21 protein-coding genes and 1 pseudogene are annotated in these 23,732 nt (G+C 62.6%); 10 read left to right on the forward strand and 12 right to left on the reverse strand.

What is annotated here, in order from left to right; genetic code table 11:
- Positions 1 to 41 precede the first annotated feature (41 nt).
- The 3 genes from ACSQ20_RS09530 (at position 42) to ACSQ20_RS09540 (ending at position 3,357) form a co-directional block, all read left to right on the forward strand.
- Complete coding sequence (locus ACSQ20_RS09530) at positions 42 to 950, forward strand: LysR family transcriptional regulator (protein ID WP_436019269.1); 909 nt, start codon at positions 42 to 44, stop codon at positions 948 to 950.
- 696 nt (positions 951 to 1,646) lie between these two features.
- Complete coding sequence (locus ACSQ20_RS09535) at positions 1,647 to 2,012, forward strand: hypothetical protein (RefSeq protein ID WP_436019271.1); 366 nt, start codon at positions 1,647 to 1,649, stop codon at positions 2,010 to 2,012.
- Between the two features lie 97 nt (positions 2,013 to 2,109).
- A complete protein-coding gene (locus ACSQ20_RS09540) occupies positions 2,110 to 3,357 on the forward strand; it encodes an MFS transporter (RefSeq protein ID WP_436019273.1) in 1,248 nt (415 codons plus the stop codon).
- A 60-nt stretch (positions 3,358 to 3,417) separates the two neighbouring features.
- Here ACSQ20_RS09540 and ACSQ20_RS09545 read toward each other — a convergent pair whose 3' ends face one another.
- Complete coding sequence (locus ACSQ20_RS09545; protein ID WP_436019275.1) at positions 3,418 to 5,622, reverse strand: glycoside hydrolase family 3 C-terminal domain-containing protein; 2,205 nt, start codon at positions 5,620 to 5,622, stop codon at positions 3,418 to 3,420.
- Positions 5,623 to 6,050: 428 nt separating this feature from the next.
- On the opposite strand from ACSQ20_RS09545, the gene ACSQ20_RS09550 reads away from it, so the two are divergent.
- A complete protein-coding gene (locus tag ACSQ20_RS09550) occupies positions 6,051 to 6,665 on the forward strand; it encodes a LysE family translocator (RefSeq protein WP_436019277.1) in 615 nt (204 codons plus the stop codon).
- A gap of 70 nt (positions 6,666 to 6,735) precedes the next feature.
- Here the strand turns inward: ACSQ20_RS09550 and acs are convergent, their stop codons facing one another.
- Positions 6,736 to 8,718, reverse strand: coding sequence for an acetate--CoA ligase (gene acs, locus ACSQ20_RS09555; protein WP_436019279.1), 1,983 nt, complete (start codon positions 8,716 to 8,718; stop codon positions 6,736 to 6,738).
- Between the two features lie 147 nt (positions 8,719 to 8,865).
- Positions 8,866 to 9,946: pseudogene (locus ACSQ20_RS09560) on the reverse strand (glycosyltransferase family 4 protein).
- 184 nt (positions 9,947 to 10,130) lie between these two features.
- On the opposite strand from ACSQ20_RS09560, the gene ACSQ20_RS09565 reads away from it, so the two are divergent.
- Positions 10,131 to 10,427, forward strand: a complete 297-nt coding sequence (locus tag ACSQ20_RS09565; protein ID WP_436019281.1) for a YciI-like protein — start codon at positions 10,131 to 10,133, stop codon at positions 10,425 to 10,427.
- On the opposite strand, the gene ACSQ20_RS09570 is transcribed toward ACSQ20_RS09565, so the two are convergent.
- A complete protein-coding gene (locus ACSQ20_RS09570; RefSeq protein WP_436019283.1) occupies positions 10,424 to 10,984 on the reverse strand; it encodes a cupin domain-containing protein in 561 nt (186 codons plus the stop codon). The genes ACSQ20_RS09565 and ACSQ20_RS09570 overlap by 4 nt on opposite strands.
- A 189-nt stretch (positions 10,985 to 11,173) precedes the next feature.
- On the opposite strand from ACSQ20_RS09570, the gene ACSQ20_RS09575 reads away from it, so the two are divergent.
- Together ACSQ20_RS09575 and ACSQ20_RS09580 are read left to right on the forward strand one after the other, a co-directional pair.
- Complete coding sequence (locus ACSQ20_RS09575) at positions 11,174 to 11,764, forward strand: AAA family ATPase (RefSeq protein ID WP_436019285.1); 591 nt, start codon at positions 11,174 to 11,176, stop codon at positions 11,762 to 11,764.
- Positions 11,765 to 11,891: 127 nt separating this feature from the next.
- Complete coding sequence (locus tag ACSQ20_RS09580) at positions 11,892 to 13,346, forward strand: hypothetical protein (RefSeq protein WP_436019287.1); 1,455 nt, start codon at positions 11,892 to 11,894, stop codon at positions 13,344 to 13,346.
- A 12-nt stretch (positions 13,347 to 13,358) separates the two neighbouring features.
- Here the strand turns inward: ACSQ20_RS09580 and ACSQ20_RS09585 are convergent, their stop codons facing one another.
- Together ACSQ20_RS09585 and ACSQ20_RS09590 are read right to left on the reverse strand one after the other, a co-directional pair.
- Positions 13,359 to 14,456, reverse strand: a complete 1,098-nt coding sequence (locus ACSQ20_RS09585) for a saccharopine dehydrogenase C-terminal domain-containing protein (protein ID WP_436019289.1) — start codon at positions 14,454 to 14,456, stop codon at positions 13,359 to 13,361.
- A gap of 200 nt (positions 14,457 to 14,656) precedes the next feature.
- The gene (locus ACSQ20_RS09590; protein ID WP_436019291.1) at positions 14,657 to 15,118 is read right to left on the reverse strand and encodes an Lrp/AsnC family transcriptional regulator; all 462 of its coding nucleotides are present in this window, start codon (positions 15,116 to 15,118) and stop codon (positions 14,657 to 14,659) included.
- Between the two features lie 175 nt (positions 15,119 to 15,293).
- Here ACSQ20_RS09590 and ACSQ20_RS09595 point away from each other — a divergent pair, with 175 nt between their 5' ends.
- Together ACSQ20_RS09595 and ACSQ20_RS09600 are read left to right on the forward strand one after the other, a co-directional pair.
- Complete coding sequence (locus ACSQ20_RS09595) at positions 15,294 to 15,800, forward strand: Spy/CpxP family protein refolding chaperone (protein WP_436019293.1); 507 nt, start codon at positions 15,294 to 15,296, stop codon at positions 15,798 to 15,800.
- A 106-nt stretch (positions 15,801 to 15,906) separates the two neighbouring features.
- The gene (locus tag ACSQ20_RS09600) at positions 15,907 to 16,341 is read left to right on the forward strand and encodes a PGDYG domain-containing protein (RefSeq protein ID WP_436019295.1); all 435 of its coding nucleotides are present in this window, start codon (positions 15,907 to 15,909) and stop codon (positions 16,339 to 16,341) included.
- A gap of 26 nt (positions 16,342 to 16,367) precedes the next feature.
- On the opposite strand, the gene ACSQ20_RS09605 is transcribed toward ACSQ20_RS09600, so the two are convergent.
- The 6 genes from ACSQ20_RS09605 to ACSQ20_RS09630 form a co-directional block, all read right to left on the reverse strand.
- Positions 16,368 to 16,733 (reverse strand): DUF3022 domain-containing protein, encoded by a 366-nt coding sequence (locus ACSQ20_RS09605; protein ID WP_436019297.1) that lies wholly within the window; start codon positions 16,731 to 16,733, stop codon positions 16,368 to 16,370.
- A gap of 74 nt (positions 16,734 to 16,807) precedes the next feature.
- The gene (locus ACSQ20_RS09610; RefSeq protein WP_436019299.1) at positions 16,808 to 17,875 is read right to left on the reverse strand and encodes a LacI family DNA-binding transcriptional regulator; all 1,068 of its coding nucleotides are present in this window, start codon (positions 17,873 to 17,875) and stop codon (positions 16,808 to 16,810) included.
- Between the two features lie 280 nt (positions 17,876 to 18,155).
- Positions 18,156 to 19,145, reverse strand: a complete 990-nt coding sequence (locus tag ACSQ20_RS09615) for a 2-hydroxyacid dehydrogenase (RefSeq protein WP_436019301.1) — start codon at positions 19,143 to 19,145, stop codon at positions 18,156 to 18,158.
- 4 nt (positions 19,146 to 19,149) lie between these two features.
- On the reverse strand, positions 19,150 to 20,445 hold the full coding sequence (locus ACSQ20_RS09620) for an MFS transporter (protein WP_436019303.1): 1,296 nt from the start codon (positions 20,443 to 20,445) through the stop codon (positions 19,150 to 19,152).
- Between the two features lie 66 nt (positions 20,446 to 20,511).
- On the reverse strand, positions 20,512 to 21,471 hold the full coding sequence (locus tag ACSQ20_RS09625; RefSeq protein ID WP_436019305.1) for a sugar kinase: 960 nt from the start codon (positions 21,469 to 21,471) through the stop codon (positions 20,512 to 20,514).
- Between the two features lie 18 nt (positions 21,472 to 21,489).
- Positions 21,490 to 22,257, reverse strand: coding sequence for a sugar phosphate isomerase/epimerase (locus tag ACSQ20_RS09630; RefSeq protein ID WP_436019307.1), 768 nt, complete (start codon positions 22,255 to 22,257; stop codon positions 21,490 to 21,492).
- Positions 22,258 to 22,457: 200 nt separating this feature from the next.
- Here ACSQ20_RS09630 and ACSQ20_RS09635 point away from each other — a divergent pair, with 200 nt between their 5' ends.
- Positions 22,458 to 23,729 carry a hypothetical protein gene (locus ACSQ20_RS09635; protein ID WP_436019309.1) on the forward strand — a complete coding sequence of 424 codons (1,272 nt, stop codon included), beginning with the start codon at positions 22,458 to 22,460 and terminating at the stop codon, positions 23,727 to 23,729.
- Positions 23,730 to 23,732 lie beyond the last annotated feature (3 nt).

The raw sequence follows: 23,732 nt of genomic DNA on the forward strand, positions 1-23,732 counted from the left end.
GATAGCATGGATGGCATTTAAATTATGCTTGGAGCGCATCAATGGGTGGGCTCGACCAGCGCGTATTGGACGGAATTCGGGTAATGGCGGCGGTGGTGGACAGCAGGAGCTTCGGACGCGCGGGCGAGGCGCTCGACATGTCGCAGTCCGGTGTCAGTCGCGCGATCGCGCGGCTCGAAGAGCAGCTTGGCTTGCGACTCTTCGACCGCACTACGCGCTCCGTTCGGATGACAGACGAAGGGCGATCCTTCTACGAGCAGGTCATGCCTCTGATCGCAAGCCTCGACGCCATCACTGCGTCAGCAAGCGGAAATGCGAAGACCATCAACGGACGCCTTCGCGTCAACGTCGACCCGTTCTTCTCTCGACTGATACTGGGTCCGCGGCTTGGAGCGTTTCTGCAAAGCCACCCGGGCTTGCAGCTCGAGCTGATTACACGCGACGAGCTGGGCGACATGATCACGGATGGCTTCGATGTGGCTATCCGATTCGGCCACCCTCGCAATTCGGCGCTCGTAGCAAGAAAGCTCCTGGAGACGAGGATCATCACCGCGGCGGCGCCCGCCTACATTCAGCGATACGGACTGCCCAAGGAACCGAGGGATCTGGAGTCGGGCAGTCATGTCTGCATCCAGTTCCGGGACCCCGAGACCGGACGGCCGTTTCCGTGGGAGTTTCACCAGCGGCGCAAGAAGATCGTGTTCAACTCGCGCGGTCAATTGACTGTCAATGAGGCCGGCACGATGCAAAGTGTCTGCGTTGCTGGCCATGGCATTGGGCAAATCTTGGAACTCGGGGCTGAGCAGTTTTTTGCGGAGCGCAAGCTCGTGAACCTCTTTCCAGACTGGTCCGATGAGCGGTTCCCGCTATACGCCTACTATCCGTCGCGTCACCATGTTCCGGCCAAGACACGAGCCCTGCTCGACTTCGTAGCAAACCTGGTTCAGTGAGCGTCGACGTCTGCCTACGGCACATCTGTGGCCGGGCATCGCGAACTACCGTGAGTGTCCGGTCTTCCCCATTGCTTGACGGCGGAGTGCGCCGGGACTGACAGACGTCGCAGACCCGTCTGCGTCGGCCGTAGGACACGTTTCGTCTCAACGTTGTCCGGCCGCGGCGTCAGGTTCAGGCGCGCCAGCATGTTAATCACTTACTGCTCGTTGAGGCCCGGCGTTGGGCGTCCTCGCGAACAGGTGCTTGCTTTCGTAGCTAGGATGGCGGCTAACCCTGAGGCTTGCCGCGCGTATTAGCCACTCGGGTGGCGCGACGCCGGCCTTCGTTCGCTTTTCGTTTGACCAGTTCGTGAGCGCCATCCCATGGCGCACGCGCGCTTGCTATAAAGCCCACTGAGAATACGGGCGCGTCCGCCCCATGGAGAGAAAGATATGCGAGCCAGCTTTGGGCCACACCGTGACTTTAACGGTGATCATCGATTACCCGCGACGGACGGCGACGGCGTATCCGTCGCTTCGACGCCGCCCCCACAGGTACCTGCTGCTTTCAGCGGTCCGCCGGGTCTCCCCCAGCGGCCGGCTGAACCTGCCCCTGCAGGCAGCCGGCCGGCCCAAGCTCGCCCTGCGAGCGAGGCGGAGAAGTTCCGTAGAGGATTGCTAACTACCGCGTTGGAAGATCTGAGGCACTGCAGCGTGCGAGCTTATCGATTGGACGGTACCCGAGTTGTCACCAGCTTTGAAGATGTGGTGGCCCAGCTTGCAATGGAGGACACCCGACATGTGGCCATCGCCAGCCGATTCGCCGTGCAATCGACGCGTGACGAAGGCAACGGGTTGAAATCGATATTTGATGACCATGGCCCTGCGCCCGTTAGCCACGTTGAACGGGCGATTGATGCGTTGGTTGATGCGCTGCCGAGATGCGGAAAGGATTTCTCGTTCGTCACAGCTGAGCGATGGGCCGATGCGTCGCCTCTCGTGCAGGCCTCTGAACGCAAACCTGATCTCGTCCTCGTGCTCAACGATATCAACGATAGCCGTCGCATTGGTTGGCCGTGACAGTGGCCGGCTCGGAACGAAACCGCAAGAATCGGGGCGCACGCGCCTAACTGTATTGCGATCATGAGGCTCGTCAACCGAGCCCAGAGATCGCACGATGAATGTCCGAGCCGCCCCTTCCCGTTCCGTCGCAGGCCTGACGCCCGCTTTCCATCGACTCGCGTGGTCCAACCTAGCCGCCCAGTCAGCCGAGCAGATCGGCCTTGCTGCGGCGCCGATGGTTGCTGTGTTCACGCTTGGCGCAGGTGCCGGTCAAACAGGTTGGCTGCAGACGGCTCAGACGCTGCCCTTTCTGTTGCTATCGGTGCCGCTGGGCGTGTGGGCCGACAAGTCCTCGCGCCGAAAGCTGATGTATCGAGCGGAAGCCGTCCGTGCGCTTGCACTGCTCGTCGTGCTCGCCGCACTCGCAACGGCGACTGTCTCGTTACCATTGCTGGCCATATGCGGTTTTATCGGCGCATGCGGTACGGTCGCCTATAACGTCGCGGCGCCATCGCTGATCACCGGGCTGGTGCCCCGCGATGCCTGGGCCGCTGCCAACGGACGCACCGAGCTCGCACGCAGCGTCGCCTATGCGGCAGGCCCCGCGCTCGGCGGTCTGCTCGTCGGTGAAATCGGTGCGGCCGCCGCGTTCATCGTGGCGGCAATCCTCTCCGCCATCGCGGCGCTGCTGCTGGGGCGAATCGCGGAACCGCCGCGCAAACCCGCGCCGCGGCGGCAATTCTTCGCCGACTTGCGCGACGGGGCAAGCTTCGTGGCGCTGAACCCGCTGCTGCGGGCCATCGTCCTGACGGCAGTGTTTTTCAACGTCGGCTTCTTCACGATTCAAGCCGTCTATGTGCCGTATGCAAGTAGAGCGCTCGGCTTGTCCCCTGCCGGTGTCGGCGCCACCTTGGCCGCCTACGGCGCCGGCATGGTGGCGGGCGCATTGGTTGCGCCACGCCTGGCAACCGCCATACGGTTTGGCCAGATGATCATCATCGGCCCGTTATGCGGGCTCGCGGCATCGTTGACGATCTGCGCGACGCTGGTCGTTCCGTCACCGTGGCTTGCGGCAGCCGCCTATTTTCAACTCGGTGCCGGGCCAATACTCTGGACCATCAGCTCGACGACCCTCCGGCAGGCAATTACGCCGGAATCGATGTTGGGACGCGTGTCGGCACTGATCAGTACCGCGACCTATGGCGCGCGGCCGCTCGGTGCATTGATCGGCGCGGTGCTCGGCGGTTTCGCCGGACCCGCGCCGTGTCTGATCGCCGCGGTATTCGCCTTCGTCATACAGGCATGCGTGATTCTGCGCTCGCCTGCTGCACGCTTGGCGACAATACCGGACGCTCACAACTAAAAAGCCCGCGCCCTGCCGCCGCTGCGCGCGCTAAGCGGCGCGGCGGCGGCAGCGTTCTCGTTACCGTCTTTGCAAACGAATATCACGCGAGGACGCACCGACATACACCGCACTGCCCGGCACGAATTTCCAATCGCTGCGCGACGTGTCCCACACGCTTTGCATCCGCTCGGAAATCGGAACTTCCACTTGCCGCGCTTCGCCCGGGTTCAGATAGACCTTCCTCCATCCCACCAACCGCTTGGGCGGCTCGCCGTTATAGTTCACGCCGAGATAAACCTGCGGTACATCGGCGCCGCCCATTTTGCCGTCGTTCTTCACCGTGAAGCTCGCCATCAGCATGTGTCCGGGACCACGACGCACCGAGAGGTTCGAATAGGTGAAGTGCGTATACGACAAGCCGTGGCCGAACTCGAAAAGCGGTGCGATATTTTTCGCGTCGTACCAGCGATACCCCATGTCAAGCTTTTCGGAGTACACAGGATCGGTCTGCAACGTGCCGTCGGCACCCCAGGTCGGCGTGTCCTGGTCGCGCGCCGGGAACGTGATGGGCAGCTTGCCCGACGGATTGACCTTGCCGAACAGAACGTTGGCAATTGCCTGCCCGCCGCCCTCGCCTGGCATCCACGCTTCGACGATCGCCGAGACGCGGTCTTTCCATGGCATCAGTACCGGATTGCCGCTTTCGACGACGACGATCGTATGCGAGTTGGCAGCCGCGACTGCCTCCACGAGTTGATCCTGATTCGTCGGATTCGCAAGGCTCAGGCTCTTCAGTTCGCCGAAATCTTCGCCCGACGCCTGCGCAACCACGACCACGGCGACGTCCGACTGTTTCGCGAGCGCTACAGCCTGGTCGATCTCCTGTTGCGTATAGGCCCTGAACGGAGCCTGCTGGTCGCTGTTGCCTGCAAAGCTTACTTGCGCAGTGGGCGCGAGCGTCTGAATCGCTTTGGCGATCGGCACATCGAGTTTGAGCCAAGGATTGGTCCACCAGCTGCAACCGGTTGCGGTGCCAAACGTTAAACCGCCGCAGCCAGCAAAATTGCCGCTGTAAGGGGCCCGTGTATTACCCGAGCCACCCCCTGTGAGCACCGCTGTATCGGCATGCCCGCCAATCACGGCGACACGCCGGAGCGCTTGCGCGGCAAGCGGCAATTGCCCGTTGTCGTTCTTCAGCAAGACGATCGACTGTTCCGCGGCCGCCTGGGCAAACGCGCGCCCAGCCGCGAAATCGATTGCGCCGCCTTTGGGCGGGTCATCGAATACGCCGGTGCGAATCATGACGTAGAGCTTGCGGCGCACCATGTCGTCGAGCCGCGCCTCGGTGATCTGGTGATTCGCGAGCGCCTGCTTCACGGCGTCGGGCGTGAGGAACACGGTCGGACCGACATCTTCTTCTTCGTCAAGCCCGGCGTTGATCGACGCGGCAGTGCTATGCGCCGCCCCCCAATCGGACTGGACCTGCCCTTCGAAACCCCAGTCGTGCTTGAGCACATCGGTCAACACGTGCGTGTTTTCACACGCATAGGTGCCGTTGAGCCGGTTGTAGCTGCACATCACGCTGCCCGGGCGGGCTTGTCGCGCGGCGATTTCGAACGGCAGCAGATAGATTTCGCGCAGCGTGCGCTCGTCGATCTGGCTGTTGCCGCCCATACGGCCGGTTTCCTGTTCGTTGCCGACGAAATGCTTGATCGTTGCAATGACCTTCTGGTTTTGCGTACCGACGGTGCGTGCAGCCAACATCTCGCCGGCCAGCACCGGGTCTTCGCCTAGGTATTCGAAAAGGCGTCCGCCACGCGGCTCACGCGCGAGATTGGTCCCGCCGCCAAGCCCCATGCCGAAGCGCTGAGCGCGCAATTGTTTGGCAATTCGCGCGCCGAAGTCATACGACAAGTGACGGTCCCAACTTGCGGCCAGCGCGATCGTCGCCGGGAATGTGGTGCTGGGCTGCGAGGTGCTGCCCGAGCCCGTCGCCGAATCGACCATGTTGAGATCGGGAATGCCAAGGCGCGGCACGCCTTGAATGTAGCCGGCTCCGCCACCCGGCACGTCACTCATTTGATATTTCGAATGGATCAACTGCAGCTTCTCATCGAGCGTCATTTGCCTCACGAGCGCGTCGGCGCGGCGATGCGCGGTGAAGTCGATGCCGGGGGCGATAAACGATGGGGCGGGGATGATGGCTGTATCGCTCTCGCTCGCATGAGCGGTCGCGAACGCAGCCGTCAACAGCAATGCCATTGGCCAACGATAAACCTGCATGTATGTTTCTCCGTGAACGTTGGGGGATGCTACGGAACAACACCGGCTGTCATGATTTTCCGAAACATGTGGCTCCGGGACACCAGACAGGCACCGGCAATCTTGATGCAAGGCGAACGCGCCATGGCGACATAGGGACCAGCGAGCCACTCTCGTAAAGGGACCGGTACCATCGACGTAAGCAGATTGCATAACTACTGATGTTATGGAAGTAGTCTGACTACAGGCTCACTACAGGCTCAGTGTTTTCCCGAGGCGCCAGACCACCGCGGAGCGCCATGCATGCCCTCACGCCACAGACCCGTACTGTCGATTAACCCTTCATCTGTACCGGTACCGTATCGGTAAGACCGGATAGACTGTCCCTCGTATCACGTCCAGTCGGGTCGAGATTATCGAGATGTCGAGATGAGATGAGGAGCTTTGCAATGCTTGCTTTGCCTTATGGCGTTGTGTCCGCCGCGATGACTTTTGCGCTCGTGATGTCGATCACGCCTGGTCCGAACAACGCGATGCTGCTGGCCTCGGGTGTCAACTTTGGTTTTCGCCGAACATTGCCGCATATGGCCGGCATTACGTTCGGTTGCATGGTGATGATGATCGCGATCGGCCTGGGCTTGGGTCAGTTGTTCGCGCGTGTGCCGGCACTCTATACGGCGCTCGAAGCAGTGAGCGTCGCTTATCTGTTGTATCTCGCTTGGAAGATTGCCGCCTCGCGGTCGTTGTCGCTCGGCACCGCTGACGGGCGGCCGATGACGTTCGTGCAGGCAGCGGCGTTTCAGTGGGTGAATCCAAAGGCGTGGATGATGGCCGTGACTGGCGTCACCGCATTTCATCTACACGCTAATTTGCTCGTGAACGCAGTGCTGCTTGCCGTCGCGTTCGCGATCGTGAATCTGCCCAGCATCTCGGTTTGGGCTGCTTGCGGTCTCGGCGTGCGACGTTTGTTATCGAAGCCGATCGTGCTGCGCGGGTTCAATTGGACGATGGCCGTGCTGCTCGTCGCGTCGATCGTGCCCGCACTGGGGCACGGCTTGTCTTGACTGCAACGGCGGAAAAAATAGCCCGGCACCGCGAAGGTCCGGGCTTGTGTTCATCCGTCTACTCGCTCTCTCAACGCACCTCACTAAGCTGATCGAGAATAGCGGGGTTTTCGAGCGTGGAGACGTCTTGCGTAATCGCCTCGCCTTTGGCCAGCGAGCGCAGCAATCGCCGCATGATCTTGCCCGAGCGCGTTTTCGGCAGATTCTCGCCGAAACGGATATCGCGCGGCTTGGCGATCGGCCCGATCTCCTTGCCCACCCAGGCGCGCAGCTCGTTGGCCAGTTTCACCGCCTCCTCGCCTTGCGGACGCGTGCGCTTGAGCACCACGAACGCCACCACCGCTTCGCCCGTCGTCTCGTCAGGCCGCCCCACCACCGCCGCCTCCGCCACCAACGGGTTCGAGACCAGCGCCGATTCGATCTCCATCGTCCCCAAGCGGTGCCCCGACACGTTCAACACGTCATCGATGCGGCCCATGATCGTGAAGTAGCCCGTCTCGTTGTCGCGCACCGCGCCGTCGCCCGCCAGATAGAGCCGACCGCCCAACTCGTCGGGAAAGTAACTCTTCTTGTAGCGCTCCGGGTCGCCCCAGATCGTGCGGATCATCGCGGGCCAAGGCCGCTTGACGACTAAAATGCCGCCCTGCCCGTGCGGCACGTCCTGCCCGGTCTCGTCGACAATCGCCGCCTCGATGCCCGGCAGCGGCAGCGTGCACGAGCCCGGCACCAGCGGCGTGGCGCCCGGCAGCGGCGTGATCATGTGCCCGCCCGTCTCCGTTTGCCACCAGGTGTCAATGACCGGACACCGCGACCCGCCCACGTTCTCGTGATACCAGACCCACGCCTCGGGGTTGATCGGCTCGCCCACCGTGCCGATCACCCGCAGCGTCGACAAGTCGTAGCGTTTCGGATGAACTTGCGGGTTAGCATCGGCAAGCTTGATCAGCGAGCGGATGGCCGTGGGCGCCGTATAGAAAATGCTCACCTTGTGCTTGGCGATCATGTTCCAAAAACGCCCGCCGTCCGGATAGGTCGGCACGCCTTCGAACATGACCTGCGTCGCGCCGCACGCGAGCGGCCCGTACGCGATGTAAGTGTGGCCCGTCACCCAGCCGATGTCGGCCGTGCACCAGAACACGTCCGCGGGCTTGCAGTCGAACGTCCACTTCATCGTCTGTGCGGCCCACAGCAAATAGCCGCCCGTGCTGTGCTGCACGCCCTTGGGCTTGCCCGTGGAGCCCGACGTGTACAGCACGAACAGCGGATGCTCGGCGCTCACCCACTCGGGCTCGCACGTGTCGGCCTCACCCTGCGTGATCTCGTGCAGCCACACATCGCGCCCGGCTTGCCACGGCACCGCGCCGCCCGTGCGCCGATAGACAATCACGCTGTTGACCGCCTCGCACCCGCCCAGACTCAGTGCTTCGTCGGCAATGCTCTTGAGCGGCAGTGCCTTGCCGCCGCGCATTTGCTCGTCGGCCGTGACGAGCGCCACGGCGCCCACATCGACGAGCCGCTCGTTGAGCGACTTCGACGAGAAGCCGCCGAACACCACCGAGTGCGTGGCGCCAATGCGCGCGCACGCTTGCATCGCCACCACGCCCTCGACCGACATCGGCATGTAGATGACCACGCGCTCGCCCTTGCCCACACCGCGCGCTCTCAATGCATTGGCCAGCCGGCACACGCGCTGCAGCAGCTCGCCATAGCTGACCGACGTGACGGTGCCGTCATCGGCTTCGAAAATGATCGCTGCTTTGTCGGCATGACCATTGGCCACTTGGCGATCGAGGCAGTTGTACGACGCGTTCAGCTGGCCGTCTTCGAACCAGCGGTAAAACGGCGCGTTCGACTCGTCGAGCACCTTCGTGAACGGCTGGTGCCAGCTCAGCGTTTCACGAGCGAGCTTTGCCCAGAAACCTTCGTAGTCGCGCGCCGCGTGCTCGACCAGCGCGCGGTACGCGTCCACGCCCGAAATCGTCGCGTTGGCCACAAGCTCAGCGGGCGGAGCGAATACGCGGCCCTCGCGCAGGACCGATTCGATAGGACTCACTATCTTCTCCATACATGGACGTTGAACACGCGGGCTCAAGGGCGACGCATCGAGGTCGCCTTAAGCCCGGACGAGGATCAGGTCGCGCGATGTTCTCTCGCATGCGCTTTCGAGTGCCTAAGCTAATCGGCTTCACTTACCCGGAGCTTACTCACCGCGCATTTCTCGCTCTTCTTCGGGGATACCCCGATGCGCCGCATGCGACGACGTCAGGCCCTCATAGACCGACACGTACTCGGCCGCCATACGTTCGGCCGTGAAGTGTGCCTCGAAGCGCTCGCGGCAGCGTCGGCGGGAAAGCGTCGGAACGCGCTCAAGAGCCGCTACTGCTTCGTCAACGTCGTCGACGATGAATCCGGTCGTTCCGTCTTCGATGATCTCCGGCACCGCGCCCGCGCGAAATGCCACTGTGGGCGTGTCGCACGCCATCGCCTCGATGATCACCATCCCGAACGGCTCTGGCCATTCGATCGGAAATACCAGCGCGCGCATGCGAGAGCAGATCGACGCGCTCGCTGCCGCCGACTTCGCCGAGATAGTCGACAAAATGTTTATTCGCGTCGATGAGCGGCATGATCCGGCTGCGGAAATAATCGGTCTCGCTTGGATGCACCTTTGCTGCCATCTTGAGCGGCAGCCCCGCGCGACGGGCGATCTCGATCGCGAGATCGGGCCGCTTTTGCGGCATCATGCGGCCCAGAGACAACAGGTAGTCGTCCGGCGCATCGTTAAACGGCAGCGCGGCGCGCGCCAAGCCGTGATGAATCGTGGCGCGCCAGTTCGCCCACGGAAGCGGCCGGCGCTGATCGCCGGAGATCGAAACGAGCGGCGCTTCGGCGAACTCGCGAAAGAGCGGCCCGTGATCGGCCGTCAGCAATTGGCCGTGCATCGTCGTCAGATGTGCGCAACGCAAGCGCCGCGCAAGCGGAAAATGCAGCGGGTCGCCATGAAAATGCACGACGTCGAAACGTTCCGCGCGCTGCATGACGGCCTCGAGTTGCCGCACATGATGAGTCAGCGTGTCCCACACCTCGGCGTCGCGCCATAGCCCGCGCGCGCAGAGCGGGATGAGTTCCGCGCAGGTCGTCGAATCGGCCGTGGCAAAAAGCGTGGCCTCGTGGCCGAGGCGTACCAATTCTTCCGTCAAATAATGAATCACGCGCTTGGTAGCGCCATACGCCTGTGGCGGGACGGCTTCGTACAACGGGGCAACTTGAGCAATGCGCATCTGAATTGAGTGTCAGTGTGTTCCCCCTGGCGGCCGGCCATTTGTTCGCCGGCGCAGCCGATGCGATCGAGAGTGATTCAGCATCGAGCGTGCCTGTGCGCGTTCACGGCGATTTTCACGCCGCCTGCTAAGATGAGCGTCGCTGCTCGAGCCCTGATGTTCACTAATCAAAAGGAGACTGACCATGCACTTTCTGCTCTTTTACGACGTTGCGCCCGACTATCTGCAACGGCGCGCCGAGTTTCGCGCTGCACATCTGAGTTACGCATGGCAGGCCGTTGAACGCGGTGAGCTCGTGCTGGGCGGCGCGCTTGGCGACCCCGTCGATCGGTCGGTGCTGCTGTTCCAATGCGAGAGCAAGGAAATCGTCGACGCCTTCGCGAAGAAAGATCCCTACGTGCTCAACGGCGTGGTCACAGGCTGGCAGATCAGGCCTTGGACGACCGTCGTCGGTGAATCTGCCGACAATCCGCTTCACTAGCTCGCGGTAGCCGGCCGCGGGCCGCCCGGCGCGAGCCGTTGCAGCAGCGCAGCGTGGAACGGATGAGCGGCAACGAGCGCTGGCGTGTCGGCCAACTCGAAGGCCGAGAACTCGAACCCGGGCGCCACCGTGCATCCGACCAGCGCGAACGAGGCGCTTTCATCCGTCGAACGAACGCACTCGGCCGCGAACCAGCAGCCCGCCGGCACCCGCACCTGAAACGCGGCGTCCGGATGCACGAGCGCGTTGCCGAGCCGCTGGGTGGTCAACTGCCCCGCTTCATCGAGCATATGGATGTCGAGTGGATTGCCCGCGTAGAAGTGCCACAGTTCGTCCGCGTCTATTCGGTGCCACGCTGAATAAGCGCCATCGGCCAACAGGTAATAGATGGCCGTCGATGCGCAGCGAGGCGGCGCGCCGAGGGCGGCGCCGTCGGCCCCAAGGCGGGCGACATGCGCGGCATCGCGATGCGTTTCGCGGTAATAGCCGCCCTCCGGGTGTGCAGCAAGGCCTAGCCGGTCGATCAACAAACGAGCAGCATCGTGCGGAACAGTCATGAGCGGGTCCTTGCGAATGGTGGACGAATGAAAGCCATGACAGTTTAACGGCCCCGTTGCGCCGCCATCGCGGCGAGAACCCTAGCCGTCCCCCTTGCGCGATGCGAGCTTCGTGCGGATGATCGAGTGCATACGTACGGGAGCACCCTTTCCCGCTGATTTCGCGCTGAATTCGAAGGATATCGATTCGTGACCCACCTCGTTTTTTTCTGCGGCCATGCCGGCACGGGCAAAACCACGCTCGCGAAGCGGCTCATTGGCCCACTCATGCGAGCGACGAGCGAAGCGTTTTGCTTGCTCGACAAAGACACGCTCTACGGCAACTACAGCGCCGCGGCCATGCGTGCGCTGACCGGCGACCCGAACGATCGCGATAGTCCACTGTACTTGCAGCACTTGCGCGAGCCCGAATATCGGGGGCTCCTCGATACCGCGCGCGAGAATCTGGAGCTTGGTATTAGCGCTGTCGTGGTTGGCCCGCTGTCGCGCGAGATCCGCGACCGCCGGCTCTTCGATCGAAAATGGCTTGGCATCAACGACGACATCGCGATCCGGATCGTGTGGGTATCGACCTCCGAGGAGACCGCTCATGCGCGCATCGTCGCGCGCCGCAATCCGAACGATGCCTACAAGCTGGCTCATTGGGACGAGTATCGTCAGCGCCGCTTTGTGCCGAGCGGCGCCGCGCGCGAGGGCCTGCTGATGTTCGACAACACTGCACCGACCACCACCGATTTCGATGCGCTCTTGCGCGCCATCGTGGCCGAAAGCCCCACGTGAATCGGGGGCACGCCGTTCGCCCGCTGCGCTTTTCGCGTTCGGGTGCGTTGCTTCGTATCGTACCGTTTAGTCCGCCAGGCAATCGCGTATAGCTGGCCTTCCAACAACTGAAAGGAAGCCTGCGAACATGACGCCTCGCATTGGCGGCGGAGATGGCGTACGGGGTGGCGATGACGCCGAGCCCGGTCCCGAGCCCGGCCATACGGACGACATCGATGGTCGACCCACAAACCCGTTTGCCGACGCACGGCTGCGACCGTTGCAGCACGCGCAGCCGGAGCCGGACCGCCGAGCATCATTCGAACACTCGCGGGCGGCGTACATCGCGCGCATCAACGACCACCTGACGGCCAAAGCGATTGGCGCGAAACATCTAGCCGATGTGCTGGACATACTCCGCCGTGACGCGCCTGTGCGAAAGGACGACAGCGTATCGATCCGCAACCTGCCTGATTCGCACAAGAGCGAGCTTCTCAAAGTGCTGGCAGATCGAATTCCGAGTCTGCAGGAGAGTGAACGCGCGCCCGCGTTGCATGCGACAGTCAAAGCGATTCAAGCGCTGCCGGTCGAACAAGATCGGTTCGGGCCATTGCTCGAGCTTGTGAGCAGCATTTTCGACTTGCCTCGCGGCAAACACGAAGCAGCGTTCAGAGCCGTCTTCGGTGCCGTCACGAGTCTGCCCGCTGCTCTCCAAGCCGCGCCGCTAACGGCGCTTACCGAATGCATGAGCAGCTTGGCGGTCGGCGAGCAGCGGCTGACGGCGGATGCGTTTCGCAATGTATTCCTGGATTTATTCGACGCCGTGATGGCCCTGCCACAGCAACAAGTCGAGCCGTTGACGGAGCTCGCAGCCAGCACGCGTTACCTGTCGACCGATGAACAGCGGTTAGCGGCATTCCAGCTCACTTTCGCCGCCGTCATACGCTTGCCACGCGAACGCCAAATCAGGCCGTTGAACGCGCTGATATCCTGCGTTCCGGCACTGCCGCCCGGCGAGCCGTGGATGACGATATTTAAAACGCTCGTCGATGCCGTCACGCAACTGCCCCCTGAACATCAGGATGGACCACTGACCACGCTGGTATACCGTCTGGTTGGCCTGCGGACCCCGGGGCACAAGATGACGGCATGGCGGCTGGCCTACCGTGCGATCACGCGCCTGCCCCCCGAGCATCAGGCCCAGCCGATGATGGTGCTTGCAAACAACGTCTTGCGCTTTGCTGCCGCCGAGGAGAAGACGGCGGCGTTTGCGGACGTGCTCGGCGCGGCCAGACAGCTGCTACCCCTAGATCAGGTCGAGCCATTGACCGCGCTGGCGGCCTGCTTCGCCGATGTGCCGGGCAGCCGCGCCGAGAAGGTCGCGCAATTCCAGGACCTCCAGGACGCAATCACGCAACTACCAGCTGAATTTCAGGCCGAGCCGTTGATCGAGCTCGCAACCTGCTCGCGTTATCTGCGGGGCAAGGAGCAGCGCGAGGCTGCGTTCGAGGATGCTTACCTTGCGCTTGATGACCTCGTACCCGAATACGCCGACGCCAGTGTGCTGAGCGATGTCAACGCGATTAAAGACCGCCTCCCGTGACGCTTATCGGTTCTACGCCGTTGTCAGCGCTTGCAGCGTTTCTCCCTCATACAGCCGACCGAAACGGTTGGCGAGAAACGCTTTGAGCGGGACCTGCTCCTGGCGGATGAATCCGCGTTGCGGCAACTCGCCCGCGCGGAACAGGTCGAGCACGGCGCACATTGCACCCGCCGTCGTGATCTGGATGGCACTCATCGGCACACCGCAGACCTCCTTCGCGAAAATCTTGCGCGTGAAGACGTCCTGCACCAGTTGACCATCGCGCGTGCCGGTGACAGTCACAAAAATCAGTACCACGTCTTGCGATGTCGATGGGACGGCACGCCGCATGATCGATTTCAATGTATCCCGGTCGCTCGCGAGCCGCAGATCTTCGAGCAGGAACTGGATCAAATTCCGATGGCCCGGATAACGGACCGACTTGTAATCGAGCGACTCGACGCGCCCCCCTAGTGTTTCGCACAACGTGCCCAAGCCACCGGAGGTATTGAACGCCTCGTACTCGGTGCCGTCGAGCGAGAAATGCTCGAGGCCTTCGAGCGGCTGCACCCACTGCGTGCGCGAGTCGCGAATTGCCTCGCAAGGTTGACAGTACTCGTTGATGAGGCCGTCGACGCTCCAGGTCAAGTTGTATTTCAGCGCATTGGTCGGAAATTCGGGCAACGCGCCCACGCGCATTTTCACTTCGCGCACTTGCGAGAATCGATTCGCGAGTTCATGTGCAGCGATGCCGATGAAGCCGGGCGCCAAACCGCATTGCGGCATGAACGCGTGCGATGCGTCATCAGCGAGCGCGCGAATCGCATGCGTCGCACGCACGTCTTCCGTTAAATCGAAGTAATGAACGCCCGCTGCTTTCGCCGCGGCGGCCACGTTGACTGCCAGGTAGTAAGGCAATGCGTTGATCAGCGCATCGAAACCAGGCAGGGCGGCCTTGAGCGCATTGGCGTCGGCGGAATCGACGCGTTGAGTCACCATCCCGCTTGCCGCGAGTTTTGCCAGGGCCTGCGGGTCGCGATCGAATGCGACCACTTCATAATCGCCCGTTTCGCGCAACATATGGGCGATGGTGTGACCAATCAGCCCAGCTCCGACGATGGCAACTCTCATGCGCTTCTCCTTCATGTTCTGTTTTCTGGATGTGCTGGCTCGTCGCTTCGCAAGCGGCGTTCAGCGCTTCCAAACAGTGTAGAGAGGCGCAGAAACAGAAAACAGACGCAAAGTGCCGTGCAATGCGGGCGCCTTCGTCGGAACGACGATCGAACACGCCATTTCGTCGAACGCCGTCCGCTTCACCGTGATTCGTGGCGTCAACCCATCGTGCCGCGATCGATTTTGCGGGCGAGGATGATCGAGGTCGTCGTGCGCTCGACGCCATCGAGCGCACCGATCTGATCGAGCAACTCGTTCAGGCGTTCGGGCGAATCGGCCCGCAGCCAGGCGACGTAATCGTATTCACCGCTCACCGCGCAAAGCAGCTGTACCTCGGGCATCTTCGCCAAGCGCTTTTGCACGTCTGGTCCGTTCTTCGGCGCAAGGATGATGCCGACGTAAGCGTTGATGCTCGCATCGAGCACGTCTTGCCCAAGGCGCACGCCGTAGCCTGCAATGACCTGCGTGCGCTCGAGCCGCTCGATTCGCGCGAGGATCGTCGTGCGCGCAACGCCCAACCGGCGCGCGAGATTGGCAACGCTTTCGCGCGCGTTCGCCTGCAGCAATGCAACGAGATTGCGGTCGAGGTCGTCCAGTTGGTCGAGGCGCGGAGGTCTCATCGATGAAGGGCTCGGGGCCGCTTATGAAGGGATACGCGGCGCATTATCGCCGATCGCGCGGCGCAAGGCATGCCCTTACCGGGTCGTTTCATTTGTAAGCGCGTATCTCATTTGCGAACGCATTGGTTGCCGCGGTGGTACAAATACCGTTGTCCACACGACAAAAGGAGTTTCCATGAAAAGACTCGTCTTTATACTTGCATGCGCGGTGGCCGCAAATGGGGCATTCGCCCAAGCGTCGGCGCCGGTTGCAGTTCCCGGTGCGTCGATGCCTGCCACATCAGCCATGCCCGCCACGCCCGCTTCGAAGCACGAGGCACGCATCGAAGAGCGCATCGCCTATCTGCACAAGCAGCTCAAGATCACCCCGGCGCAAGAAACGCAGTGGAAAGCATTCGCTGATGCGATGCGCGAAGACGGCGAAACCATGGGCAAGCGCTACGAGCAGCGGATGAAGGACGCCTCGTCGCAATCAGCGCTCGACAACATGCGCAACTACGCCGAGATCACGCAGGCGCATGCCGACGGCGCGAAAAAGCTCGTTGCGGCGTTCGAGCCGCTATATAACAGCCTGTCCGCTGAGCAAAAACGGGCAGCGGACACGACGTTCCGCGAGCGCATGGGGCAGCATCATCATCGCGGGCCGATGCCGAAACTGCAAAAGCCGGCGCAGCAGCCATAGCACTATCCGCATCCATTCATCACTTGCACAATGAAGGCGTGCGCCGCGCCGGCTTTCCGGCTACGCTCACGCCTTTGGCCCTGTGGCCTGCTCCCGAGCTTTTGTGATGATCCAACTGAAGGACCTCGATCTGCGCAGCGACGATGCCGCCGGCCGATATGTGAAAGACGAAACCGTCACTGTGGAATTTGCGTCGGCTTCCGGCGAACTGATGAGCCTCGAAGGACCGAACCGCTACGCGAACGGCGATGCGCTGATCACCGGAACGGGCGGCGCACGCTGGGTGGTCGAACGCGAGCGTTTCGATGCGAAGTATGTCCCAGCCGCTCAGACCGCGGCGCATGGAGAAGCCGGTTCTTATCACAACCAACCCGTCGTGGTCCTCGCCAAGTGCATGACCGTTCCGTTTTCGATCGCTCGCTCGGCAAACGGTGACGTGCTAAACGGTGATGCCGGCGACTGGGTCGTGCAATACGCGCCCGGCGATTACGGCGTCGTGCGGGCCGAGCGCTTTGCTGCCGTTTATCGGCGTGCGCGCTGAACGGGCCTTCGCAATTCACATTGATATCAAGCGAATTCGTCCGCCAACTCGATCTCGACCTCCCGCGGCACGGGCTCGCCGTTGGCATACTGTTCCTCGAGCGAGCCCAGTGCCGCTTCGACATACGCACGCAGCACGGCATAGCTGCGCGCCCGGCCGTGCGCTGGCATCGCGCGGTAGCGCGCATACACCAGCGGCGCAAAGCTCACGGCCAGCGTCATGCGCCGTGCGCTCGGCCCAAAACGCATCGCGACCCATTGAACGGCGAGTTGCGTCGTGCCACCGGCGGCGGTGCGCTCGACGAACAGCGTCTGCTCCGGAAAGAGATCGCAGATGACGCGCGCGAGCGCCTCGAGTTCGGCGTCCGCGAATTCGTATCGATTGGCTTCCATCGTGGCGTTCTCTTTCCCGGGTTCTCGGGCTGTCTATCTATATCTGTGTGGTATCTGGCGGCAAGCGCGGCGCTTCAAGGTCGCAGCGTCGACGTTCTCGCCACGAGCTCGCCAGGCAGGATCGCCTCGCGCGCGGGCTCGGTCATCCCTTCGATGCGCTCGTTCAGGAATTCAACAGTCCGGTAGCCAATGGCATAGGTGGGCTGCCGGATCGTCGTGACGCCGACGAGCTCGGCCCACTCCGAATCGTCGATCGCCATCAGCGCCGCGTGCTCCTGCCAATGCGCGCCGTAGCACGCATGCAAATGCAGCGCGAGCGACAGCGCGACGGGCCCGTTCGCAGCAAAGTAAGCAATGCGCTTGCCGCTGCTGGCGGACGACGTCCGACGGTGGGCGTCGAGTTCGGCCTGCGTGCGGCTCACCGCCTCGGCGTCGGCAAGATCGAGCACGATGGTACGCCCTTGCGGCGCACGTTCGGGACGCTCGTGCTGCTCTTGATCGAGGGCCGCGCGAAACGCGGCTTGGCGCAAGCGCCGCGAACTGACGTGTTCGTAGGGCTGGACGACGAAGCTGATATCGTCGAACCCTTGTGCAATCAGATGCCGCATACCCAGTTGGACGGCCGCGTCGTTATCGAGCCCGACCATGTCGGCAGCAAGGCCGGTTACGGTGCGATCGACGAGCACCGCAGGGGTGCCGCCCGCGCCCAGCGCCTGCAGCGTTTCCTCGGTCACCCCGAGCGCGTTGACGATCACCCCTTCGACGCGATAGGTCGTCATCAATTGGAGATAACGACGCTCCATTTCCAATTCGTTCGCGGCATTGCATACGAGCGGCATGAGCCCGAGTGCGTGACATGCGGCTTCGACGCCGCGCAGCACTTCGACGGTATACGGATTCGTCAGATCGGCCACGAGCATACCGACCAATCTGTTTCGGCCGCGCTTGAGCCCGCGGGCCATTTGGTTTGGCTGATAGTTGAGGCGCGCGATGGCGGCTTCGATACGTGCGCGCAGTTCGGCCGACAACACATTTGTTTCGCCATTCAGGAACCGCGAGACACTCGTTTTACCCGTGCCGGCTTCGCGCGCGACGTCGCTGATCGTCGCGCGACGCGGCACGCCTGGCGGCCGCACGTTCATCGGGCGACCTCCGCTTGACGCGACGAATTCGGAAATGCGTGTACCAACGGTAATCTCCTCGTGGGAAATAGAGCTCAATAAGAGCCCCGTAGTGGCCAGTAGGGACAGTAGAGGCCCGTCAAGCGGCAAACAATAGAAAAAGCGCGCCGTGGCGCGCTTTCCGACTCGGACGGTGGCGGCATCATAGCGCAGCGTTGCACGCGGCACCACCCGCGTAGCGCGCGGGCGACCTAGCTGGTTTGAGAGGTGACGAACGGCCGATATTCGGCGTGGCGAAGCGCTAGCGCGCGAGCACGCCGGGATTTGCAATATTGCGCGCAAGCCGGCCGGCGAGTGCTTCGATCAAGTTTTGCGCCGCTGCGCACGCCATTGCATGCCGTGTTTCATGCGTTGCCGAACCGATGTGGGGCAGCGCGACGACATGATGCATTTGCAGCAGTGGCGAATCGGCGGAAAGTGGCTCGTGCTCGAATACGTCGAGCCCGGCGCCTGCGATCGTGCCGTTTGCCAACGCGTCGACCAGCGCTGCTTCATCGACAACTGCGCCACGCGAGGCGTTGATCAGAATCGCGCTGCGTTTCATCGACGCGAGTTCGTTGGCGCCGATGAGCCGCTGCGTTTCATGCGTGAGCGGCACTTGCAGGCAGACGAAATCAGCTTCGGCGAGCAACTGCGCGAACGGCACGCGGCGCGCGCCATAGGCTTGCTCAGCAGCGTCGTTGGCGTGTCGGTTCGTATAGAGCACGCGCATGTCGAAGCCGAGCGCGGCGCGGCGCGCAACCGCCCCGCCAATGCGTCCGAGTCCGATGATACCGATCGTCTTGCCATGTACTTCCAGGCCGTATTGCGCCTCGCCAATGCTGCCGCGCCAATGCCCTGCCCGCACCCATTGCGCGAGTTCGACCACGCGGCGCGCGGTTGCCAAAATGAGAGCGAACACGGTATCGGCCGTCGATTCCGTCAGGATGTCGGGCGTATGCGTCAGCACGATGCCGCGCCGCGTCAGATCGGGGACATCGAAGTGATCGACTCCAACGGAAATCGTCGACAGCACGCGCAGCCGCTTCGCGCCCTCGAGCATCGCGGGCGTTATCTTGACGCTCGCACCGATGGCGCCGTCGGCTTCGGAAAATGCGTGTGCAAGCGCTGCAGAGAATGCGTCGCGCGAGGCAAACGCCGCCGGGTCGATCAACTCCACTTGCGCTTGCTCGCGCAGCGAAGCTAGCACATCGGAAGGCAAGGTCTTGTAGACAACGATTCGAGGCAGCATCGGGTCATTTTCCTGGCGCGTGAGCGCGAGCGTGCTGAGCGAGCGTCGCGTCGTTTTCAGGTTGCGCCTTCACTGCAAGCGTGAAGAGGACCGACGCAACGAGCGCCGCGCTCATGAAGGCATAAGAGGCGGCGGGCGAGCCCGTGGCACCGTTCAGATAGCCGACCACATAGGAGCCGACGAACGAACCGAGCGCGCCCATGCTGTTGATTAGCGCCATCGCGCCGCCTGCCACGTTCTTGGGCAGCAGTTCGGGCACGATGGCGAAGAACGGACCGTAGGGCGCGTACATTGCCGCGCCCGCCACGACCAGCAACGCGTACGAAAGCCAGAAGTGGGTCGTGCCGAGACCGTACGATGCGGCGAACGCCGCGGCGCCCACGAGCAGGCACGGCCAGACGAAGCCCTTACGGATATGAAGCTTATCGGACGCCCACGAGACGGCCAGCATGGCGATGGTCGCCATCAGATAGGGCAGTGCCGAGAGCCATCCGGTTGCGACCATGCCTAGGGCCGAGCCGTTTTTCAGAATGGAGGGTAACCAGAGGACGAAGCCGTAGACGCCGATACTCCAGCAAAAATACTGCGCTGAGAGCTTGATGACGGCTGGCGAACGAAACGCCTCGCGATAGTTGCGCACCGGCTTGATGGTGGCTTGTTCCGCCGCGAGGACGGCTTCGAGATCGCGTTTTTCGTCGTCCGCTAGCCACTGTACTTCGTGCGGCTTGTCGCGCGCCAGTTTCCACCAGCAGAGCGCCCACACGATGGCGGGCAGCCCTTCGGCGACGAACATTTCGCGCCAGCCGAAGGCGTGGACGAGATAGCCCGAGACGATTGACATCCACAGCACCGTCACCGGGTTGCCTAGAATCAGGAACGTGTTTGCGCGAGAGCGTTCGGCTCGGGTGAACCAGTTGCTGATGAAGATCAGCATGGCTGGCATGACTGCCGCTTCGACCACGCCTAGCAGAAAGCGAATGGCGATGAGCGATGGGATGTTGGTCACGATACCTGTGAGCGCAGCGCAGCCTCCCCACAGCACCAGGCTCACGAACACTAGTTTTCTGACGCTGCGTCGTTCGGCGTAGATCGCGCCGGGGATCTGAAAGAAAAAGTAGCCTAGAAAGAACAGTGCGCCGATCAGTGATGACAGCCCTGGGCTTACGCCTAGGTCCTTGTTGATGCCCGCGGCGGAGGCGAAGCCGTAGTTCGCGCGGTCCAGATAAGCGAGGCTGTAGGTGATGAAGACGATCGGCATGATCGTCCACCAGCGGCGGGCGGCGAGTGGCGTTGGTAGCATCAGTGTCTCCTTAGGCGGTCGTTATTCGCGTGTTCCACGGCGTAGCCGTCACGCTCGAAGTACGCTTCAAGCAGGCGCAGCGAGCCGCTCCAGACGATCAAGTTCCTCGCGGGTCGGAAAACCTTCCGAATCGCCAATGACCTGAATGGCCAGTGCGCCGATCCGATTACCGCGCGCGACGGCGTCCGGGACATCGCGACCTTCTAACAAGGCGCTCACCACCCCGACAGCGAACCCATCGCCGGCGCCAACTGTGTCCACAACATTAGCCACCGGCTGTGCCGCCACGTAACCTGACCGATCGGCTGTCCGATAATAGGCGCCGCTCGCCCCCAGCTTGATGACGACGCCACGCGCACCGGCGTCGAGGTAGTACGCCCCAATGTCTTCTGGTGAATCCAGCCCCGTCAAAATCGCACCCTCGCTGAGACCGGGCAGCACCCAATCCGCGAGCGCGGCGAGCCGGTTCAGCGATTCAACCATCGCCGCGCGCGAGGACCACAGCGTCGGGCGCAGGTTCGGATCGAACGAAATCGTCTTGCCCGCCGCCTTCATCTCGCGGGCGAGATGAAATGCGAGTTCGTGCGACGACGCGGAAATGGCGGGCGCCACGCCGGTCAGATGCAAATGCCGGGCCGCGAGCACGTAGTCGGCCACATAGTCCTCTACCGACAGGTGGCTTGCAGCCGACCCTTTGCGAAAGTATTCGATGCTCGGGTCGCGCTCGTCGTCTTGCTTCGACTTGAGCTGAAAGCCGGTCGGATAGCGGCCGTCGATCGTGACGCGCGTCGCGTCTATGCCCTCTTTGGCAAGCGTATCGAGCACGAAGCGGCCGAACGAATCATCGCCGACGCGGCTCATCCAGCCGACTTTGAAGCCTAGCCGCGCAAGCCCAATGGCCACGTTCAGATCGGCCCCCGAGACGCGCTTCGTGAATCGGCTGACTTCGGCGAGCGGCCCGGGCTCGTCGGCGACGAACAGCGCCATTGCTTCGCCGTAGGTGAGGACATCAATTGCAGAGGGCATCTCAAAGGGCTCCTTGGTTCAAACGGCAGCGAGCCAGGCAACACGTCGCACGGCATCCTCGGCGAGCGCCCGGTCATCGAGCGGAAATTCGATTGCGCGCGGCACGGCGCGCGGCAACAACGCGAAGATAGCGGGAAACGATGGATCGTCGAGCGCCGGTGCGCAGGCGAAGCGGCGCCCGCCCTCGCCGGCGACATCCTTGCAATGGATGTACTCGACGTGAGCCGCGAGCGCGCTCGCCGCGGCGAGCGGGGCTTGCCCCGTCCACTGCCAATTTCCGATGTCGAAGGTCATGCCGATGAGATCGCGTGCGCCCTCTCCCGCCCGTTCGAGCGCGTGAAACAATGCCACGAACTGCTCGAGCGCGCCATCTTCCGGACGTTGCCCGTTCTCGACGAGAAGCCGCGCCCGCCCGCCTTCGGTCGCGCGTCTTATGCCGTCGGCATCGGCATCGCCTGCAAATTCGCCCAACTGCAGCTTGAGAAAGCGCGCACCGAGCGCATCGGCTTCGGCTTGCGCTGCCGCAAGCGTGTGGGCGGCTAGACGGCCATCGGCGTAAAGGCTCATCGGTGCCGAGTAGACGGTCCATAGGCCGCGTGCCCGCGCGTCAGCGCCCAGTCGCGCCAGCGCGGCGTGCGACGCGTCGGCGTCTGTGGCGAACAGTTCGCGGCGAACCTCGATGCCATGCGCACCCGCTGCAGCCGTCGTGCTCAGCCTGGCGCCATGACCTTCGCGTCGAATCGAGTCGACGCCGAAGGCGCTGGCGACAATCACCACTTCTGCCATCGGTGGCTTCTCCTTTTCGTCCGCCGGTTACGGGCACCTCTCAAATGGAACCGGTTCCATTTAATGTTTAAAAAATCGACCGCCGCAGCGCTCGATGTCGCAATGATGCCGTCGAAGACACGACGTTGCCATAGAGGAAATCCCGACATGCAGAAACAGCCGCTTCGCGAGCTTGGCCGCACATTCGCGCAGCCGCGCATATGGGAACCGATAAAGCCGTATCGTCCAATGTCATCGCCGCGCGTTTTGTCGGCCATCTCCATATTCCAGACACAGTGCGCCGCAACACCCTTTTCGGCGCGCAACCTTCTGCCATGACATCACCAATCGAAGGAGCCGGCTCCGCCGCGCGCAGCAACCCTACACCGGAAATCCCAGAAGTCGAGGCGCGACCACCCGAGCCGGCACAACGACCAAAGCCAACTGGGCCATTGAGCGGAATTGCTGACTTGCGCCGGGACGCTACGCCCCGCGTCCGGCTGGGCGGCAGCCCTGAATCAGCCAGCGAGCCGCAGGAGCCGGACGGCCTCGCGGGCGCCGCGAGCCAATTCGTCGGCGCCGCGTTGGCCGAACCGCGGCGAATGTGGAAGATGTGGCCGGAGGTGACCTCTATGCTTCCGTTGCTGCCGCCAACTGAGCGCGACCGTGTCATCGACGCTGCGATCGGCATTGAGTCCAAGAACGAGAAAGCGGCGGCAATCGCCCATCTTGCGTGCGGCGTGAGTTGCTTGACCGAGACGCAGCGCGGTCGGCTCATCGATGCAGTCGTTTCGGTCGACATGGTGTACAGCCCGACTCCTTTCGCCGAACTCGTACGCCGCGCGTACGCTCTAAGCGAGACTCAACGCGGTCGCCTCGTCGACCATGCGCGAAAAGTTCATTTCACCTTTATTCGGGCAGGTGCTCTTTCCATACTCGCGTCGAACATGGTGATGTTCAGTAAGCCGCACCGTGCGCAGATCGTCGACGCTGTGCTTGATATCGACGACGACGAACAGGCGAAAGCGGATGGCATCGCCGGCCTGGGACCGCACTTGGCCGAACTGGACATCAAGCAGCACGAACGCATCGTGACCGCAACAACCGGGCTTCAAAACCACTGGGCCAAGGGAACAGCAATCGCCGGTCTGACGCCCGGGCTACCGGCTTTGAGCAAAGAGTTGCGCGGGCTTCTCGTCGATGCCGCTGTGGACCTTCACGACCAAGAGGGCTCGGCGCGTGCAATCGCCGCGCTTGGCGACGAAATGGCTTTGTTGGACGAAGCACAGCGCGAGCGCCTCGTTGATGCCGCAGGCGGCATGACAGACAAGCGGAAGATGGCCGCGGCGCTGAAAGGGCTTGCAGATGGGGCCCCCGTGATGAGCAAGGAAACGCTTGCACGCGTCGTGAAACTGGCGACGCAACTGCCAGACGATGAACTAAAGGCACAGGTGCTTGCCCGACTTATCGCTAATACCCCGCAAGCGGAGTAGACA

The sequence above is a fragment of the Trinickia sp. LjRoot230 genome, assembly GCF_964253315.1.
Classification (GTDB): Bacteria; Pseudomonadota; Gammaproteobacteria; order Burkholderiales; family Burkholderiaceae; genus Trinickia.

Coding starts and splice junctions, on each gene's coding strand:
- ACSQ20_RS09530 (WP_436019269.1), top strand. CDS start 42: ATGGGTGGGCTCGACCAGCGCGTATTGGACGGAATTCGGGTAATGGCG.
- ACSQ20_RS09540 (WP_436019273.1), top strand. CDS start 2,110: ATGAATGTCCGAGCCGCCCCTTCCCGTTCCGTCGCAGGCCTGACGCCC.
- ACSQ20_RS09545 (WP_436019275.1), bottom strand. CDS start 5,622: ATGCAGGTTTATCGTTGGCCAATGGCATTGCTGTTGACGGCTGCGTTC.
- ACSQ20_RS09550 (WP_436019277.1), top strand. CDS start 6,051: ATGCTTGCTTTGCCTTATGGCGTTGTGTCCGCCGCGATGACTTTTGCG.
- ACSQ20_RS09565 (WP_436019281.1), top strand. CDS start 10,131: ATGCACTTTCTGCTCTTTTACGACGTTGCGCCCGACTATCTGCAACGG.
- ACSQ20_RS09570 (WP_436019283.1), bottom strand. CDS start 10,984: ATGACTGTTCCGCACGATGCTGCTCGTTTGTTGATCGACCGGCTAGGC.
- ACSQ20_RS09580 (WP_436019287.1), top strand. CDS start 11,892: ATGACGCCTCGCATTGGCGGCGGAGATGGCGTACGGGGTGGCGATGAC.
- ACSQ20_RS09585 (WP_436019289.1), bottom strand. CDS start 14,456: ATGAGAGTTGCCATCGTCGGAGCTGGGCTGATTGGTCACACCATCGCC.
- ACSQ20_RS09590 (WP_436019291.1), bottom strand. CDS start 15,118: ATGAGACCTCCGCGCCTCGACCAACTGGACGACCTCGACCGCAATCTC.
- ACSQ20_RS09595 (WP_436019293.1), top strand. CDS start 15,294: ATGAAAAGACTCGTCTTTATACTTGCATGCGCGGTGGCCGCAAATGGG.
- ACSQ20_RS09600 (WP_436019295.1), top strand. CDS start 15,907: ATGATCCAACTGAAGGACCTCGATCTGCGCAGCGACGATGCCGCCGGC.
- ACSQ20_RS09605 (WP_436019297.1), bottom strand. CDS start 16,733: ATGGAAGCCAATCGATACGAATTCGCGGACGCCGAACTCGAGGCGCTC.
- ACSQ20_RS09610 (WP_436019299.1), bottom strand. CDS start 17,875: ATGAACGTGCGGCCGCCAGGCGTGCCGCGTCGCGCGACGATCAGCGAC.
- ACSQ20_RS09615 (WP_436019301.1), bottom strand. CDS start 19,145: ATGCTGCCTCGAATCGTTGTCTACAAGACCTTGCCTTCCGATGTGCTA.
- ACSQ20_RS09620 (WP_436019303.1), bottom strand. CDS start 20,445: ATGCTACCAACGCCACTCGCCGCCCGCCGCTGGTGGACGATCATGCCG.
- ACSQ20_RS09625 (WP_436019305.1), bottom strand. CDS start 21,471: ATGCCCTCTGCAATTGATGTCCTCACCTACGGCGAAGCAATGGCGCTG.
- ACSQ20_RS09630 (WP_436019307.1), bottom strand. CDS start 22,257: ATGGCAGAAGTGGTGATTGTCGCCAGCGCCTTCGGCGTCGACTCGATT.
- ACSQ20_RS09635 (WP_436019309.1), top strand. CDS start 22,458: ATGGGAACCGATAAAGCCGTATCGTCCAATGTCATCGCCGCGCGTTTT.